Raw genomic sequence first — 15,986 nt, 5'->3', positions numbered from 1 at the left:
AAACCTTTTCTTTACTTTTTAGAAGCTACATTATTGATAATTCTACTAATTCGATTTTTTATTAATTTTTTTAAATCTAGAAAAAAATCAAAAAATACAAATTCTATAAAATAAAACTTTAATATATTATTTAAAGTTACAAAAAGGCAAAATGATAAATTTCTACTAGGTGATAAAATTTCACTAAGAATTTATTATTTTGCCTCTTTTATTATTTATTTTTATAACTTCTAATATAAATTTTTCTTATATATACAACAAATATTGTGGACAATAACACAATAACACTTAAAATATTCCATGTTTTCATATCATCCAAATATGATAAAACCTTTCCTACCATAATAGGACCTATATAATATCCTGCTCCCATTAAAATTGGAAGTATACCATTCATCCTTCCTCTGTGGGATGCTGGTGTATTATTAGCTATAAATGTATTAACATTTGTTGCTAAAATTATTTCTCCTAATGTAAATATAAATACTGATATAAATACCATAAAAATAGAATTAAAAAATCCAAGAAGTCCAAAACCTAATGTATAAAATAATCCACCATAGAATATATTTTTTAAATTTTCTACTTTATAAAATAACTTTGTTATTATTGGAGTCATAAGTATTACAACCACTCCATTAAAACTTGAAACATACCCGTAATATTTTGCTCCTAAACTACCATATACATTTGATAATTCAATAGGCAATAAAAATCCCCACTGACCATAAACTAAATCGTATCCAAATATAACAATTCCAAAATACAATAATATCTTTCTACCCCATAGAATTTTAAATATACTTCCTTCCTCATCCTTTTCTAAAACTCTATCTTCAGAAACTATTTCGCTTTTCTCTCTTCCTTTAGTTTCCCTTACAAATAAGCCGATTAATATTAATGCTATTGCTGTAGTACATGCATCTCCTATAAATAAAATATTTAAATATTTCTCAAATAAAAGTCCACCAACAAATGGACCTATTGCAAACCCTAAATTCCACCCCATATAAGTAAGTGCATAGGATGCATTTCTATTTTTAGGTTCAGTTAAATCACCAACCATAGAATTTATAGCAGGTGATACAAATCCTGAAGCCGCCCCAGCTAACATTATTAAATATATAGTTATCATACTTGGCTTTACAAATCCACAGGCTCCATAAAGAATGCAAGCTATTCCTTGAAATATAATAATAATTTTTTTCCTTCCAAACATATCAGTAAGTTTTCCACCTATAAGTCCAGTTGGTAAATAAATCACCCCAAATATACTAATATAAATCCCTGCAAGTTCTGATGATAGCCCTATTTTTTTAGTTAATATAAGAGTCATTAATGGTGCAATAAATGATCCTGCTGCATTTATAATATTTCCTATAAATAATATGTATATTTCTTTAGGAAGACCTTTGTATGGCTCTATTAATTTCTTTATGTAATTCATAAATTAAGCCCCCTTTTTATCTTATAATTACTTATTTTTATCCTATTAATCATCTCCTTATCTTTAGTAGACCTTTATTCATTTATTATATTTATAAATTTATCTATTATTTATAATACTTAACAAGCGGTTACGTAAGTCTCTGAATGACTATCTAAAATTAAAACTTACTTATCTACAGCCAATTTTTAATAAATTTATACTTATTATTAACATAATATACAATTTTGTAATTATATTCAAATATTTTTTAAATTTTATATTGTAAATATAAATTTAAAACAAAAAAAATAAAGGCAATATAATATTAAATTAAATAACCTTTATTTAATAATAATCTACTATTTGGGATAAAGTATTATATTTTGAAAAATAACTTTACTTTTACTTGTATTTTCAAAGTCCTCTTTAAAAACTACTTAAAACTAACTCATTAAAGTTATAAGTTTATTATTTTGCCTAATATATATTATTTTTAAAAATTTTTATCCAACTCTTGTTCCATTTGGTACAGGCTTTTCAGGTTGAGCTAACACCGGAATAATTCCATCTTGATATCCTATATCAAAAAGCATTCCTTCTGATATTTCACCAGCCATCTTTTTAGGTGGTAAATTTACAATAAATAAAGCTTGCTGTCCTTCAATTTCTTTAGGATTATCTCTCTCACCTTTCATACCTACTAATATAGTTCTAGTAAAACTTCCAAAATCAACAGTAAGTTTAACTAATTTCTTTGATTTTGCAATATCCTCTACTAATTTAATAGTCCCTACCCTTATGTCAATTTTATCAAGTATGTCTAAACTAATATTTTCTTTAACTTCAGCTCCCATAATAATTCCTCCTTAATTTTAATATTTATAATTAATTATTACCTTTTCTTTTTATTTGTAAACAATTTCCTATTGATTATACCATATTTTGTAAATTAAGACTATTATTATATTTTAAAATGATTGTACTATTTTTAAAATTTCATCCCCATATCTTTCAAGTTTCTTTTCCCCCATCCCTCTTATATTCATAAGTTCTTCTTTTGTATTTGGTTTTTTATTTGCAATTTCAATTAAGCTAGAATCTGAAAATATTATATAAGGTCTTATGTTTTCTTTTGTCGCCTTTATTTTTCTCCAAGACTTTAAGGCATTATAAACATCTTTATTTAATATTTCATCTTCCATTTTTTCAATTTTCATAAAGACCTTCTCTTCTGATTTTAAAACCTTCATTGATCTATTATTTAAAATAAGCATTGAATAAGTTCCTGGCTTTAATTCAACATACCCTAAATTCAATAAATTTTTAATAAAATCTCTAATAAATTTAGAACTAAACTCTTTCATAAGGGAAAATGTAGTAACCTTATCTAATTTATATTGAATTATCTTTGGTCCCTTTACTCCCCTTAAAATATCAATTAGAACAGAAATTCCAAACTTTTCTCTAGTTCTAAATACTGTAGATAAAATTATTTGTGCTTCCCTTGTAAAATCCTGAATTTCATCATTATTTAAACATATTGAACAGTTATTGCAAAAACTACTTATATATTTATTGCCAAAATATTTTAATAAAAATTCTCTATAACAACTATTACTTTCTGCATAATCAACCATAGCTTGAAGCTTTCTAAGGGCTATTTCTCGTCTGTTTATTCCACTGCTTTTATTTATTAAAAACTCAACTCTCCTTATATCATCTCTAGAATAAAAAAGATAGCAATCACAGTTTTCAGAATCTCTTCCCCCTCTACCAATTTCTTGGTAATAACATTCTAAATTTTTTGGAATAGTTGTATGTACTATAAATCTTATATTTGATTTATCAATTCCCATTCCAAAAGCATTAGTTGCTATCATTACATCCTTTTTCTCAAATAGAAACTCTTCTTGTGATTGTTCTTTTTCAGAATCCTTCATTCCTCCATGATATTTTAAAACACTATATCCTAAATCCTTTAACCTAGCATAAATTATTTCAACTTCTTTTCTTGAAATACAATAAACAATTCCTGATTCCCCTTCATGGGATCTTATTATATCTTTAAGTTCCTCTTCTTTATCCACCTCTTTAAGTACATTTATATTTAAGTTACTTCTATTTATATCTCCTAAAAATATATAAGGCTCCTTAAGTCCTAAAAGATTTATTGAATCTTTCCTTACTTCTTCTGTTGCAGTAGCTGTAAAAGAAGATATAATGGGTCTAGTATTTAAGCTTTCATAAAAGGGTTTTATATATCTATAGCTTTTTCTAAAATCATGTCCCCATTCTGAAACACAATGGGCTTCATCTATGACAATTTGAGAAATATTTAAACCTTTAATCATATTTTTAAAATAATCTGATTCTAATCTTTCTGGTGCTATATATATAAGTTTATAAAGACCTAAAGTTGCATCCTTTAAAATTTCTTTTATTTCTTCATTTTTTAAAGTGCTATTTATATAAACTGAAGGTATACCATTTTCTTTTAAGGAGTCTACTTGATCCTTCATAAGAGAAATAAGAGGTGAAATAACTAATGTTATACCATTAAATATAATTGCAGGTATCTGGTAACATATAGACTTGCCTCCACCTGTTGGCATAAGGCAAAAAACATCTCTTTTATTTAAAATTGTATTTATAATATCTAGTTGTCCTTCTCTAAAACTTTCATACCCATAAAACTTTTTAAGGGCATAATAAGCTCTTTGAGTATTATTCATATAACTTTACTCTCTTTCCTTTTTTCTTAATATTATTATACATTATTTTTATTTATATTTTCTTTTATGCTTATATAATTATTTCCACTTAATCTCTATAAAACTCTATTATTAAAAAAATTTTTTAAATAATAAATCAAAATTTATAATTATAAAAAAGTAAAAAACACTAACATATTGATTTAATATTATAAACCTTTCTTACTATTTAATGGTATAATATAAATATAATAGAAAACGATTTCTTGTTAGCTGAGGGGGGAAATTTTATGAATATTATAAGCAATTTAATTGACATTTTAATTCCTTTATCAATGATAATTTTTGGATTAATATTAATTTTTGATCCACCAAAAAAAATTAATGAATTTTACGGTTATAGAACATCACTCTCAATGAAAACAAAAGAAACTTGGGATTTTGCAAATAACCATCTTGGTAAGCTTTGGTTAATATTTGGAACATTTTCTTTTGCTTTTACATTTGCATTAAAGAGTGCTTTAACCTTTAATAATGAATTAGTTTCAATTATATGTTTAATTGTTTCACTTACATGTATGTTTATTCCTTTAGTAGTTGTAGATAAAGAACTTAAAGAAAATTTTGATGACTTAGGTAAATTTAAATCATAGATAAAATATTTTTAGAGCTATCTTAAATTTTAGGGTAGCTCTTTTTATATTAAATTATTTTAATATTTTTGTAATTGCACCTTATTTGCATTTATGGTATATATATTTTATGTTAATGCAAATGAATTGCATTTATATTTTATATGAAAAGGAGATTTAAATATATGAAAACCAAAATAGATATATTTTCTGGATTTTTAGGAGCTGGTAAAACTACATTAATCAATAAACTATTAAATAATAAAAATTATAATAAGGAAAAAATTGTTCTTATAGAAAATGAATTTGGAGATATTGGTATTGATGGAGATATGTTAAAGGATTCATCTATAAAGATAAAAGAAATTAATGCAGGGTGCATATGCTGTAGTGTTTCTAGTGATTTTACTAAAGCTATTAAAGATATAATTGATATGTACAAGCCTAACAGAATATTAATAGAGCCTTCTGGAGTTGCAAAACTTTCTGAAATAATAGAGATATATAAAAAGGATGATTTAAAGGACTTAGTTGAATTAAATTTGATTATAACAGTAGTAAATCCCCTTAAATTTAATGTTTACTTAAATAATTTTAGTGATTTTTATGTAAATCAAATAGCCAATGCAAAGATAATATTAATAAGTAGAAGTGACTTTTTAAATAAAAAAGAATTAGCTGACATTAAAGAAAAAATTATAAATTTAAATAAAAAGATAAAAATTATTACATCTTTAGATGAGTTAGATTTAAATAATATCTCCCCTATCACATTAAATGCTAACAATAAAAATTTTAAACCTATAAATCAACCTATTAAATTTAGTAATTTTAAAATTACTAAAAAATCATTAACAAAGAAAACATTATCCTCTTTTCAAACATTAAGTTTAAGCACTTCAAGAATATTTACTGAAGAAAACATAACTGCTATAATTTCTAAACTAAAAGATAAAAATTATGGAACTGTATTAATAGCTAAAGGCTTTTTAAAGTGTACTAACAACCATTTTATGCAATTTAATTTTATTCCAGATGAACTATCTATACAGAAGGCTAATTACGAAAAAGAGGGTAAAATTTGCATTATAGGATGCAAATTAAATAAAGATAAATTAAAAGAATTATTTTTAGGAGAATCTTAATTTATGTTTAATAAAACTAACATTGAACTGGTTACAGGCTTTTTAGATTGTGGAAAAACTACATTTATAAATTCTTTACTCTCTAAAACTTTAATAAAAAGTGAAAAAATAGTAATTCTTCTTTTTGAAAATGGAGAAGGAAAAATAGATGAAAAATATTCATTAGATTCTAATATTGCAATTGAATACTTTCCTCCAACAAAAGAAATTAATTTTAAATTATTAAATTATTTTAGGAGAAAGTATCATCCTAATAGAATAATTATAGAGTTTAATGGAAGTAGGGATTTAAACGAACTTTTAACTATGGTAAATTCAAAAGATTTTAAAAGGGTTTTTAAAATAAAAGAAATCGTAAATATTATTGATAGTAAATTATTTCCTATATATCTTAATAATATGGGAAGTATTATAATTTCACCTATAAAGCATGGAAATATAATTTTAATTAATAATAAATCTAAAGTTAGTTATGAAAGCTTAAATAATATAAAGAAAACTATTAAATTATTAAATAGAAAAGCTTATATTATAGACTTTGAATCAGTATCTAACTTAAATTCTAAAATACAAAAATCTTCTTTATTTTATAAAGATTTTTTTACTATTTTACAAATACTAACTAAAGATTCAAAGGAGATACAAAGATGATATTTAATAATATTATGACTATTTTTATTGGGATATTATTAGAAGCAATCCCCTTTATATTACTTGGCTCATTAATATCTTCTTTTATACAATTATTTATTTCAGAAAACTTTATTGCAAAAATTATTCCAAAAAATATTTTTTTAGCATTATTTTTCACTTCACTATTAGGAATTATTTTTCCAGTATGTGAATGTGCAATTATTCCAATAACTAAAAAATTAATAAATAAAGGTGTCCCTTTATCAATTGCAATTACTTTTATGCTTTCTGTTCCAATTGTTAATCCAATAGTAATTATGTCAACTTACTATGCTTTTGCAACTAATCACAGCATTTTTATATTTAGAACTCTTTTTGGAATATTAAATTCCATAATTATTGGCTTAATAATACATAAAACTCAAAAAAATTATCCATTACCTATTAGAGATAAAGAAGTTTCATATTATGAAAAATGTACTTGTGGTTGCGACGAAGTTACTTTTAATAATTTTTCTAAAATTAGATTAGTATTAAATCATACAACAATAGAATTATTTAGCGTATCTAAATACTTAATATTTGGTGCCTTTATTTCAACTTTATTTAAAGTTCTTATACCAAAAGAAATTCTTACATCTTTTGGAGGAAGTCCCTTCCTTTCAATAATAGTTATGATTTTCTTAGCCTTTACATTATCCGTATGTTCAGAGGCAGATGCATTTATTGCAAGTACTTTCATAGGTAAATTTACAACAGGTTCTATATTATCTTTCTTAGTACTTGGTCCAATGCTAGATATAAAAAATCTTTTAATGCTGTTAGGTAACTTTAAAGTTAAATTTGTTATAAAGCTTTCACTTTATATTTTAATAACAACCATTATTACAACATTCCTATTTAATATTATTGGAGGATTACAGCTTTGAAAAGATTTAATATATTAAATTTTATAGGTTTTATAATTTTACTGATTATTTCAATTTTCTTTTTCTATTTGTTATATACTGATAATATTTCATTATTTCTAAATCCTAGGATGAATAAATATGTTATTTTTGCATTAGTTACTTTTATTGCCCTTACTATTAATGAATTTCTTAATATTTTTGATGTATATATCAGAAAAGGAATTTTTAAGGGAATTTTAGTATTTTTTATTTTAATTACTGCATTTTCAATCTATTCTTTAAATAAATGGTTAACAGTTAAAAGAAACGATAAAATAATACAAGATTCCTATAACTATGAAAATAAAAATTTTGATAAAATTTATAGATTAGATAATGAAGCTATTTCAAACAATGCAGATTCTAATACATTAAAGTTAAATGATTCTAATTACCTTGATATTTTAGGAAAAATATTTGCAAATCCTGATTCTTATAAAGATAAAAATATCTCTATTGATGGTTTTATATATAGGGATAAAACTTTATCAAAAAATGAATTTGTTTTAGGTCGAGAGATTATGACTTGCTGTGTTGCAGATCTTCAAGTTGCTGGACCAAAATGTGAATTTAAAGATTCTTATAAATTAAAGGCAAATCATTGGTTTAATGTACATGGAAAAATAACATTAGGAAAAGATGGTGAACCAATAATAATTGTAAAAGAAATAACGCCAATAGCAAAACCTAAAAATGCTTATCTTTATCCTGGCGCCTTGAGATAATATTTATATAAATAGAAAACCCTACAGAGTAATCTTTTCATTAAAGTTTTACTCTATAGGGTATATTTTTTCCATAATATTTTTATTCTCTAATTTTTCTAGTTGTTTCTATACTTTTATGCATTCCAATTGGTTTAACATTAAAGTTTGATCTATATTCTGTTTCTGCCCAGAATATATTTTCAGCAACTAAAGCTTCTGGATTTAATTTTACTCCATCTAAAATTATTTCTTTAAACTTATGGTATCCAGCTCTATCTATTAAATGTCCACCGTGTAAATATTCTGGTTTATAATCTAGTGCCCATGCAGAGAACTTTTGCCAGTTAGCAAATATTCCAAGAACTACTTCTTCTGTAGCAAAATTAATGAATGTTTTCCCCATTCTTGGAGTTTGCTTTCCTGTTCTTCCACCTATAACTATTCTGTAGAATTTTTCTGGTTTTCTTGTCCAAGCACTTGCTGGACATGCAAGAACACATTCTCCGCAACCAACACAACAGCAAGCATCCTTATCAATTGTTCCTCTACTATTTAAGCTTAGTACTCTAGTAGCATGATGTTCACAAGCTCTAACACAAGCTCCACAACCAATACATCTTTCTGGATGGTATTCCATTCTTGCTTGTCCAATTACTCCAAAGTCTTGGAAGTGACCTTTTCCGCAATCATTTGGACATCCAGATACAGATACTTTTATATGATATGGTGAAGGAAAAATTAAATTTTCTATCTTCTTTGCCAATTCTTTTGTATTTACATTTCCTTTTATACAATGAGTATTACCTATACAAGCCATAATATTTCTTGCACCAATTGTTGGATATCCATTATCATCAACTTCCATATCACAATTACATTCTTCAACTTCAACTTCTTTTAAATACCCTTTAACAAAAGCATTTACTTTATCTATATTTTCATACTTAATTCCAGGAATATTAAAAGTTTGTCTCATTCCTATATGAAATGTTCCATTTCCCCATTTTTCTGCTATTTCTTGAACAGTTCCTAAATACTTAGCATTTGTTGTTCCACCAGGTACACGCATTTGAAACATAAATTCTCCAGGAACCTTAGATTGACGGAAGCAATTAGTTCTTACCTTTTTAATATCTATATCATGATTCATATATAACACTCCTTTTTAATCTAACAATGTTTTTGCCTTAGTATAATTAAATACAGGTCCTTCAAGACAAACATAAGTTTCATCTATTCTGCAGTGTCCACATTTTCCAACTGCACAAGACATTTTTCTTTCAAATGAAACCCAAATTTTTTCTTCTAAAACTCCAAGTTTTAAGAAACCTAGTGCTGTAAAATGCATCATTACTGGAGGTCCAACTATAATTACTTCATAGTTATCTCCAAAATCTTTAATAGGTAATTTGTCTAAATGAGTAGTAACTAATCCAGTTTCCCATCCTTCTTTTTCTCCAGAATCTAAAGTATAGATTGTATTAAATCTTTCTTTCCATTTTTCTAGTTCTTGCTTAAATAATATTCCATCTTCATTTTTAAATCCAAATATTAAATTTAAACTTTCTATGTAATTTGGTTCATTATAGAATTTATTTATTATACTTCTAACTGGTGCAACTCCTGTACCACCAGCAACTATAATAACATTTTTTCCTTTAAATTGTTCTACAGGCCAACCTACTCCATATGGTCCTCTTAAAAATAATGTATCACCTGGTTCTAATTTAAATATTTCATCTGTAACCTTACCAACAGCACGAATAGTAAAATCTAAATAACCTTCTCCAATGCCACTAACTGATATTGGAGCTTCTCCAAACTTTGGTATTGATAATTGTAAGAACTGACCATGTTCTGGAACTATATCAGTTTCTACTCTGAAAGTATATTCTAAATTGCTTTCTTTTGTTACATTAAGAATTTTACATGGCTTTGGTGTTAATATATTATTACTCATTACTATCCCCTCCACAAATTTCTTCAACAGCCTTTGCTACTTTACCAATTGTTGCTGTAATTGAAATATTTTCAGGACATCTATCTGTGCATCTTCCACAGCCAACACACATATGATTATCTCCAAAAGTTTCTTTATAATCATGAATCTTATGAAGTACTTTATATCTCATCTTGTCTCCTAAAGTATTTCTGAAAGTATGTCCTCCAGCCATTTCATCAAATCCATTTACGTGACATGATGCTGCAACTCTTCTTCTTTCACCAACTTTTCCATTTTCGCTATAAGCTATGTCAACAGTTGTAAAACAAGTACATGTACTACAAGCAATTGTACAACTTCCACATCCTATACATCTCTTATTGAATTCTTCCCACATAGGATGTTTCTTTAATTTTTCAAGTACTTCTTTATCCTTTATTTCGGGAATAGTAACTTTTGTCTTATTTTCTTTTATAAATTCAAAAGTAAAATCTTCCTTTTCTGATCCATTAAAGTAATCCTTAAACTCCTCATCGTTTACATTGAATAATACTGAATCATTTGAGAATCTAACGGCTAAACTATAATTATCTGTTTTATTGCTTCCCATAGATGTGCAAAAACATGTATCCCACCCTTCAACACATTCCATGCATACAAATTTAACTCTATCTCTCATTCTCTTATAAAATTCATCTTGAAAGTTTCCATTTTCTAGATACACTTTATCTTGTCTCTCTTGTGCATTTATATCACAAGGTCTTGCAAATATTAATATTTTTTTACTGTGAGGAATTTTACTTTCTCTGAATTCATCTTCTGTAAAATAATATAATGTTTGATTTATTGGAGTAACTACTTCCTTAGCAGGATATGTTGACTTTTCATCATACACTATTTCATCAACTGTGTTTATTTCAGCATACTTTATTATGTCAGTATCTGAATATCTTCCCTGCTTACTAAATCTTTTTGGTGCATAAATTTTGTATTCTTTTTTTAGCTCTTTAAACAACTCATTAACTTCTTGGATTTTTAACCTATATCCCATGCTACTACCTCCAAATTATTAAACCATATTAATTTAATTAATTGTGTTTTTTTTAACACTCTATATTTTGATACTACTACTATATTTTATATAATACAAATAGTATTTTTTTATAATTTTAATAGGTATTCAATTATATATTTTTAGATAAAAAAATATTAACTTACTCTATAAAACCTTATTTAAGTAGATTTACTAAATTTCTTTATATAACTAATAATAATTTTTCTATTTTATACAAATAATAAAGGTATACTAAGTTTTTAATTAGCATACCTCTACTTTCCTGTTTTAATATCTTCTATTTCATCTTTTAAATATTCTATTTCATTTATTAGTAAATTTATTTTATCTTTTAAGTCCTTTAATTCAGAATCATAATTAATACATTCTTCTCCATAGTCACTTGCATTATCTGTAGATGGGGCAGTTGTACAAAATGGATTACCTACATTTTTATATTTTCTATTATAGTATCTTCCAGGACCATTTTGAAAATACTGTTGCTGAGCACTATATGTTAATATAACTTGTCCTAGTAATTCAAACCAATTTCCTATTGAATTTTGTACATTAAATGGCATATTTCCTGCCATTATCTGCCCCATAACCTCACATATAACTACAAATAACTGAGGATGTAAATCTTGAAATCCTCCAGGTATATCATTACATCCTGGATTTTTATCATGTCCTTTTGAATTAGCATTTTTGTTATATTCATCAAAAGGTATCCCGCATTTTTTTAAAATATCTTCAAAACAATTAAATTCAAAAGAATCCATTTAATCTCCTAAAATTAAGTAATTCAATTATTATAATATTCATTTATATTAATCTTATTACATTATCATCTATTTAAATTTAGTAATAATTATAATTTTTATTTTTAAAATCGTTTTCAAAAAGACTATTATTTATGTTATATTATAATTATATTAAGAATATAATTTAACATAAAATGGAGGGGATTTTATGAACTTTTTAAGATATTCTGTTGACTATTTCATTCCAATTATTATGATTATTTTAGGAGGATTATTTATAATTAATCCACCAGATAAAATTAATGAACATTGTGGATATAGGACTAAACGTTCAATGAGATCAGTTAAAGCTTGGATTTTTGCTAATACTAATCTTGGCAAGCTTTGGGTTGGATTTGGTATCATTTCTATTATAATTATTTTTATATTAAAAACAACTTTAATAGTAAAACCTCAAATAATATCAATTATAGGAATATTACTTCCAATAATTTCAGTTTTTTTATCTCTTGAAATTGTTGAAGAAGAACTTAAATTTAATTTAGATAAAGAAAATTAAATTCATTATAGAATAAAAGCCTATTTCATAATTATTTAAATCATGAAATAGGCTTTTTTATAAAAATTAATATTTTAATTTTAAATAATTTTATATAAATGTACTATTTATCTCCAAAAACTTGTTTTTTTAGCTTAAGACCTGTCTTTGTTACTGCAACTCCCCCCATAGCAGTTTCTCTTAAAGATGGTGGAAGTTGTCTTCCAACTTTATACATTGCTGAAACAGTATCATCAAAAGGAATCTTAGATTCAACTCCTGCCATTATTAAATCAGCTGTGCAAAGAGCACTTACAGCCCCTGCTGCATTTCTTTTTGCACAAGGTATTTCAACAAGACCTGCCACTGGATCACAAACTAATCCTAATATGTTTTTAATAACTATTGCAGCTCCATCTAAACTCATTTTTGGAGTTCCTCCCATCATTGAGATTACAGCTGCACATCCCATTGCTGCTGCTGATCCACATTCAGCCTGGCATCCTCCTTCTGCTCCTGAAACTGTTGCATTCATTGCAATTATTGTTCCAACTGCTGCTGATGCAAAAAGTCCCATTACAAGTTCATCTTCTGTTTTATCAAGTTTAGCTCCTGCTGATAATATTACAGCTGGAAGTATTCCACAAGAACCTGCAGTTGGACACGCTACTATTCTTCCCATTGAAGCATTTACTTCTGAAGATGAAAGTGCCATTGCCATTGCCATAACAGTTGTTGTTCCAGTTAAAGTTTCTCCTTTTTTTAGATACTCATTAACTCTGTATCCATCTCCTCCAATTAATCCACTAACTGAATAAACTTCATTCTCCATTCCTTCAGTTGCAGAATCAATCATAACTTTCAAGGTATTTCTCATTTTATTTATTACTTTTTCCCTTGAATCACCTGACTTTTCCATTTCGCTTTCTATTGCATATTCACTTAAAGATATCCCTTTATCTTCGCATATTCTTAAAAGTTCTTCACCACTTCTTGCAATCATTATTCTTCACCTTCCTTTACAGGATTAATCATAATAACTCTACTTATATGTTCTATTTTCTTAATCTCTTCTATAATATCTTCACTTACACCATAATCTAGCTCAAATATCATATTTGCGCCTTGTCCTCTTTGTCTTCTAAAAACACTCATAAATGCAATATTTATTCCTTCATCATAAAGAAGTTTAGTTACTTTAGAAACAACACCAGGTACATCTTTTTGTCCTATTATAAGAGTTGGATAATCTCCTGTAAATTCCACTTTATTTCCATTAACCTCATTAATTTTAATGCTTCCACCACCAATAGATGATCCAACAACTTCTCTTGTTTTTCCTGACTTTGTTAACATAACAAATTTAACAGTATTAGGATGTACATCTCCTAAATCACTTTCTACAAAAGAAAATTTAAGCCCTTTATCTCTTGCAATTTCTAGTGAATTTCTTAATCTTTTATCACTTGGTTCCATACCAAGTATTCCAGCAACCAATGCTCTATCTGTTCCATGTCCTTTATATGTTTTTGCAAAGGATCCATGCAAATAAAATGTTACTTCTAAAATTTCATCACCAGCAACTGCCCTTGCAACCTTTCCAAGTCTTGCTGCTCCAGCTGTATGTGAACTTGATGGCCCAATCATTATCGGTCCTAAAATATCAAAAATACCTACATTATTCATGTTATTTCACCTTATTTCATTTATAAATTTTATTCAATTATAGTTTATCTATGAATGTATACTTTTTCAATAAATATTTTTTTAATTTTATCTCAATTTAATTTTTATCTTTGAATTTATAGGGTACAATAATAATATAATTTTTACTAGTCTAAAGAGTTTAGTTTTAATTTAATTTTAAATACTGTTAATTTTTTATTCATACAATGATGTTATATTTAATTTGCTATTAATACTAATTTTAAAAAGGAGGTAAGTTTTATGAATTTATTCTTAATTATAGAAATAGCCTTCATAATTATATATTCTTCTGCTATTTTAAAAAATTATTTTAAAAGATCTTCTTTAAAAAAAGATGGTCATTACGTAATAATTAAAAATCATAATTTATCATTTACAATAACTTTAATAGTTTTAGTTATTATGGCTTGTATTTATATAATTTGTGTTGACAAAAGTTCAATGATTGAAAAAAGTTTATCAGTTATAATTATTTTACTTTTAATACTAAATACATTCATAAACTCAGGAATATTACTTACACATAATTCATTATATTATATGTACTATAATGTTCCTTACAATGATATACAATCTGTTATATTTAAGAAAAAATCAGAAAATAGATATTTATTAAAATTAAAGTTTGAAAAAACAGCCTTTAATTTTTCAATAAATAAATCGTCTGCAGATGACTTCTATGAGTTATTAAAAGATAGAAAAGTTAAAGTTGAAAAACTTTAGAAAAAGAACTCGCAAAATTTTGCGAGTTCTTTTATTTAAATTTAATTCCTGACTTACTTACATTTGGATTAAATAAACTATTATAAAAATTATCAAATCCATCATCATTCATTTCTATTTTTGAATGATCATTTACATAAAACTTATTCATTGTTGATGTTATTAAGTCAAATTTTTTAACATTACCTTCCTCTAATAAAACATTATAAAGATATGCTAGATGATTTTGAAGATATTCCTGAATATCTTTAATTTCTTCATCTGTTAATTTTCCTTCTTCATATAACTTTTTAACTGGACCATTCCTAAATATAAAATAAGCTGATGCTTTAGTTATTTCCTTTATGTAATCTTTAGCTTCTTTATTTACCACAGATAAAACACCTCTTTTTCTAAATTATATATTAATTTAACTACATTTAGATAGTTTGTACAAGGTTCATTTATAAGTTAAATTCTATTATTTTAAGTATATTTAACATTTTATTCACACATTTATTCTCTTTTAGCTTTAAAATCTTATATGTATATATTTTAAGGAGGATTAATATGAAATATTTTTCTATTGTTTTAAATATAGTCATTGTTTTAACTTTATTATTTTTGGTAGGTAAAGCAATATATATTGAACACATATGCAGTAAAAAATCAGAAAAAACTACCTTTATAATATTTTCTGGGGTAGCTTTAATAAACATAGGTTTAATAATTATTCCTTTAACTTATATAAAAGCTAATAATATTAACCTATTCTCAATTAAATACATATTTATACTTTTAATATTAATATTATTTGTATTCCAAGGAATTCAAGCTTCAAGATTAGTTTTATTTAATCATGGCTTACTTTGTATGGGGCAATATATTGATTATAAAAAGATAACTAAATTAAGTATTGGTAAAAAACGTTCTTCTTCTATAATTTTAATAGAAGTTAATAAAGATTCTATTACTTTTAGAATAAGTAATAAAAAAATGGAACTTTTAGCAAAGAAATTAAGGGAAAATCGTGTTAATGTAAAAATATACGAATAAAATTAAATTAATAAAT

General features: G+C 25.5%; 18 protein-coding genes. 8 read left to right on the top strand and 10 right to left on the bottom strand.

Annotation, left to right across the window (positions count from 1 at the left end; all coding sequences use genetic code 11):
- Nucleotides 1–211: 211 nt before the first annotated feature.
- The 3 genes from J2Z53_RS04220 to recQ all read right to left on the bottom strand — a co-directional run bounded on the left by J2Z53_RS04220 (nt 212) and on the right by recQ (nt 4,161).
- Nucleotides 212–1,447, bottom strand: a complete 1,236-nt coding sequence (locus tag J2Z53_RS04220; protein WP_209795992.1) for an MDR family MFS transporter — start codon at nt 1,445–1,447, stop codon at nt 212–214.
- Nucleotides 1,448–1,932: 485 nt separating this feature from the next.
- On the bottom strand, nt 1,933–2,283 hold the full coding sequence (locus J2Z53_RS04215; RefSeq protein WP_209795991.1) for a tRNA-binding protein: 351 nt from the start codon (nt 2,281–2,283) through the stop codon (nt 1,933–1,935).
- 114 nt (nt 2,284–2,397) lie between these two features.
- Entirely contained in the window at nt 2,398–4,161 is a 1,764-nt protein-coding gene (gene recQ / locus J2Z53_RS04210; protein WP_209795990.1) for a DNA helicase RecQ, read from the bottom strand.
- Nucleotides 4,162–4,430: 269 nt separating this feature from the next.
- On the opposite strand from recQ, the gene J2Z53_RS04205 reads away from it, so the two are divergent.
- The 5 genes from J2Z53_RS04205 (at nt 4,431) to J2Z53_RS04185 (ending at nt 8,225) form a co-directional block, all read left to right on the top strand.
- Complete coding sequence (locus J2Z53_RS04205) at nt 4,431–4,793, top strand: SdpI family protein (protein ID WP_209795989.1); 363 nt, start codon at nt 4,431–4,433, stop codon at nt 4,791–4,793.
- Nucleotides 4,794–4,957: 164 nt separating this feature from the next.
- Complete coding sequence (locus J2Z53_RS04200) at nt 4,958–5,917, top strand: GTP-binding protein (protein ID WP_209795988.1); 960 nt, start codon at nt 4,958–4,960, stop codon at nt 5,915–5,917.
- A 3-nt stretch (nt 5,918–5,920) separates the two neighbouring features.
- A complete protein-coding gene (locus tag J2Z53_RS04195; RefSeq protein ID WP_209795987.1) occupies nt 5,921–6,568 on the top strand; it encodes a GTP-binding protein in 648 nt (215 codons plus the stop codon).
- Nucleotides 6,565–7,479 (top strand): permease, encoded by a 915-nt coding sequence (locus tag J2Z53_RS04190; protein WP_209795986.1) that lies wholly within the window; start codon nt 6,565–6,567, stop codon nt 7,477–7,479. Before J2Z53_RS04195 ends, J2Z53_RS04190 begins: the two co-directional genes overlap by 4 nt.
- Nucleotides 7,476–8,225 carry a TIGR03943 family putative permease subunit gene (locus J2Z53_RS04185; protein ID WP_268835802.1) on the top strand — a complete coding sequence of 250 codons (750 nt, stop codon included), beginning with the start codon at nt 7,476–7,478 and terminating at the stop codon, nt 8,223–8,225. Before J2Z53_RS04190 ends, J2Z53_RS04185 begins: the two co-directional genes overlap by 4 nt.
- Before the next feature lie 82 nt (nt 8,226–8,307).
- Here the strand turns inward: J2Z53_RS04185 and asrC are convergent, their stop codons facing one another.
- The 4 genes from asrC to J2Z53_RS04165 form a co-directional block, all read right to left on the bottom strand.
- The gene (asrC, locus tag J2Z53_RS04180) at nt 8,308–9,357 is read right to left on the bottom strand and encodes a sulfite reductase subunit C (RefSeq protein WP_209795984.1); all 1,050 of its coding nucleotides are present in this window, start codon (nt 9,355–9,357) and stop codon (nt 8,308–8,310) included.
- A gap of 15 nt (nt 9,358–9,372) precedes the next feature.
- Nucleotides 9,373–10,167, bottom strand: coding sequence for an anaerobic sulfite reductase subunit AsrB (gene asrB, locus J2Z53_RS04175; RefSeq protein WP_209795983.1), 795 nt, complete (start codon nt 10,165–10,167; stop codon nt 9,373–9,375).
- A complete protein-coding gene (gene asrA, locus J2Z53_RS04170; RefSeq protein ID WP_209795982.1) occupies nt 10,160–11,200 on the bottom strand; it encodes an anaerobic sulfite reductase subunit AsrA in 1,041 nt (346 codons plus the stop codon). The genes asrB and asrA overlap by 8 nt, the downstream gene beginning before the upstream one ends.
- 278 nt (nt 11,201–11,478) lie before the next feature.
- On the bottom strand, nt 11,479–11,985 hold the full coding sequence (locus tag J2Z53_RS04165) for a hypothetical protein (RefSeq protein WP_209795981.1): 507 nt from the start codon (nt 11,983–11,985) through the stop codon (nt 11,479–11,481).
- Between the two features lie 190 nt (nt 11,986–12,175).
- Between J2Z53_RS04165 and J2Z53_RS04160 the strand changes: the two genes are divergently transcribed.
- Nucleotides 12,176–12,526 (top strand): SdpI family protein, encoded by a 351-nt coding sequence (locus tag J2Z53_RS04160; protein WP_209795980.1) that lies wholly within the window; start codon nt 12,176–12,178, stop codon nt 12,524–12,526.
- A gap of 103 nt (nt 12,527–12,629) precedes the next feature.
- Here the strand turns inward: J2Z53_RS04160 and sdaAA are convergent, their stop codons facing one another.
- Nucleotides 12,630–13,508 carry an L-serine ammonia-lyase, iron-sulfur-dependent, subunit alpha gene (gene sdaAA, locus J2Z53_RS04155; RefSeq protein ID WP_209795979.1) on the bottom strand — a complete coding sequence of 293 codons (879 nt, stop codon included), beginning with the start codon at nt 13,506–13,508 and terminating at the stop codon, nt 12,630–12,632.
- Nucleotides 13,508–14,191, bottom strand: a complete 684-nt coding sequence (gene sdaAB, locus J2Z53_RS04150; RefSeq protein WP_209795978.1) for an L-serine ammonia-lyase, iron-sulfur-dependent subunit beta — start codon at nt 14,189–14,191, stop codon at nt 13,508–13,510. The genes sdaAA and sdaAB overlap by 1 nt, the downstream gene beginning before the upstream one ends.
- A gap of 261 nt (nt 14,192–14,452) precedes the next feature.
- On the opposite strand from sdaAB, the gene J2Z53_RS04145 reads away from it, so the two are divergent.
- On the top strand, nt 14,453–14,935 hold the full coding sequence (locus J2Z53_RS04145; protein ID WP_209795977.1) for a hypothetical protein: 483 nt from the start codon (nt 14,453–14,455) through the stop codon (nt 14,933–14,935).
- A 31-nt stretch (nt 14,936–14,966) separates the two neighbouring features.
- On the opposite strand, the gene J2Z53_RS04140 is transcribed toward J2Z53_RS04145, so the two are convergent.
- Nucleotides 14,967–15,308, bottom strand: a complete 342-nt coding sequence (locus J2Z53_RS04140) for a hypothetical protein (protein WP_209795976.1) — start codon at nt 15,306–15,308, stop codon at nt 14,967–14,969.
- 176 nt (nt 15,309–15,484) lie between these two features.
- Here J2Z53_RS04140 and J2Z53_RS04135 point away from each other — a divergent pair, with 176 nt between their 5' ends.
- On the top strand, nt 15,485–15,970 hold the full coding sequence (locus J2Z53_RS04135; RefSeq protein ID WP_209795975.1) for a DUF986 family protein: 486 nt from the start codon (nt 15,485–15,487) through the stop codon (nt 15,968–15,970).
- The last annotated feature ends 16 nt before the right edge of the window (nt 15,971–15,986 follow it).

Origin of the sequence: Clostridium moniliforme (assembly GCF_017873235.1) — a bacterium.
Taxonomy (GTDB): domain Bacteria; phylum Bacillota; class Clostridia; order Clostridiales; family Clostridiaceae; genus Clostridium; species Clostridium moniliforme.
This window is presented reverse-complemented; position numbering and strand designations above follow the sequence as displayed.

Coding starts and splice junctions, on each gene's coding strand:
- J2Z53_RS04220 (WP_209795992.1), bottom strand. CDS start 1,447: ATGAATTACATAAAGAAATTAATAGAGCCATACAAAGGTCTTCCTAAA.
- J2Z53_RS04215 (WP_209795991.1), bottom strand. CDS start 2,283: ATGGGAGCTGAAGTTAAAGAAAATATTAGTTTAGACATACTTGATAAA.
- recQ (WP_209795990.1), bottom strand. CDS start 4,161: ATGAATAATACTCAAAGAGCTTATTATGCCCTTAAAAAGTTTTATGGG.
- J2Z53_RS04205 (WP_209795989.1), top strand. CDS start 4,431: ATGAATATTATAAGCAATTTAATTGACATTTTAATTCCTTTATCAATG.
- J2Z53_RS04200 (WP_209795988.1), top strand. CDS start 4,958: ATGAAAACCAAAATAGATATATTTTCTGGATTTTTAGGAGCTGGTAAA.
- J2Z53_RS04195 (WP_209795987.1), top strand. CDS start 5,921: ATGTTTAATAAAACTAACATTGAACTGGTTACAGGCTTTTTAGATTGT.
- J2Z53_RS04190 (WP_209795986.1), top strand. CDS start 6,565: ATGATATTTAATAATATTATGACTATTTTTATTGGGATATTATTAGAA.
- asrC (WP_209795984.1), bottom strand. CDS start 9,357: ATGAATCATGATATAGATATTAAAAAGGTAAGAACTAATTGCTTCCGT.
- asrB (WP_209795983.1), bottom strand. CDS start 10,167: ATGAGTAATAATATATTAACACCAAAGCCATGTAAAATTCTTAATGTA.
- asrA (WP_209795982.1), bottom strand. CDS start 11,200: ATGGGATATAGGTTAAAAATCCAAGAAGTTAATGAGTTGTTTAAAGAG.
- J2Z53_RS04165 (WP_209795981.1), bottom strand. CDS start 11,985: ATGGATTCTTTTGAATTTAATTGTTTTGAAGATATTTTAAAAAAATGC.
- J2Z53_RS04160 (WP_209795980.1), top strand. CDS start 12,176: ATGAACTTTTTAAGATATTCTGTTGACTATTTCATTCCAATTATTATG.
- sdaAA (WP_209795979.1), bottom strand. CDS start 13,508: ATGATTGCAAGAAGTGGTGAAGAACTTTTAAGAATATGCGAAGATAAA.
- sdaAB (WP_209795978.1), bottom strand. CDS start 14,191: ATGAATAATGTAGGTATTTTTGATATTTTAGGACCGATAATGATTGGG.
- J2Z53_RS04145 (WP_209795977.1), top strand. CDS start 14,453: ATGAATTTATTCTTAATTATAGAAATAGCCTTCATAATTATATATTCT.
- J2Z53_RS04135 (WP_209795975.1), top strand. CDS start 15,485: ATGAAATATTTTTCTATTGTTTTAAATATAGTCATTGTTTTAACTTTA.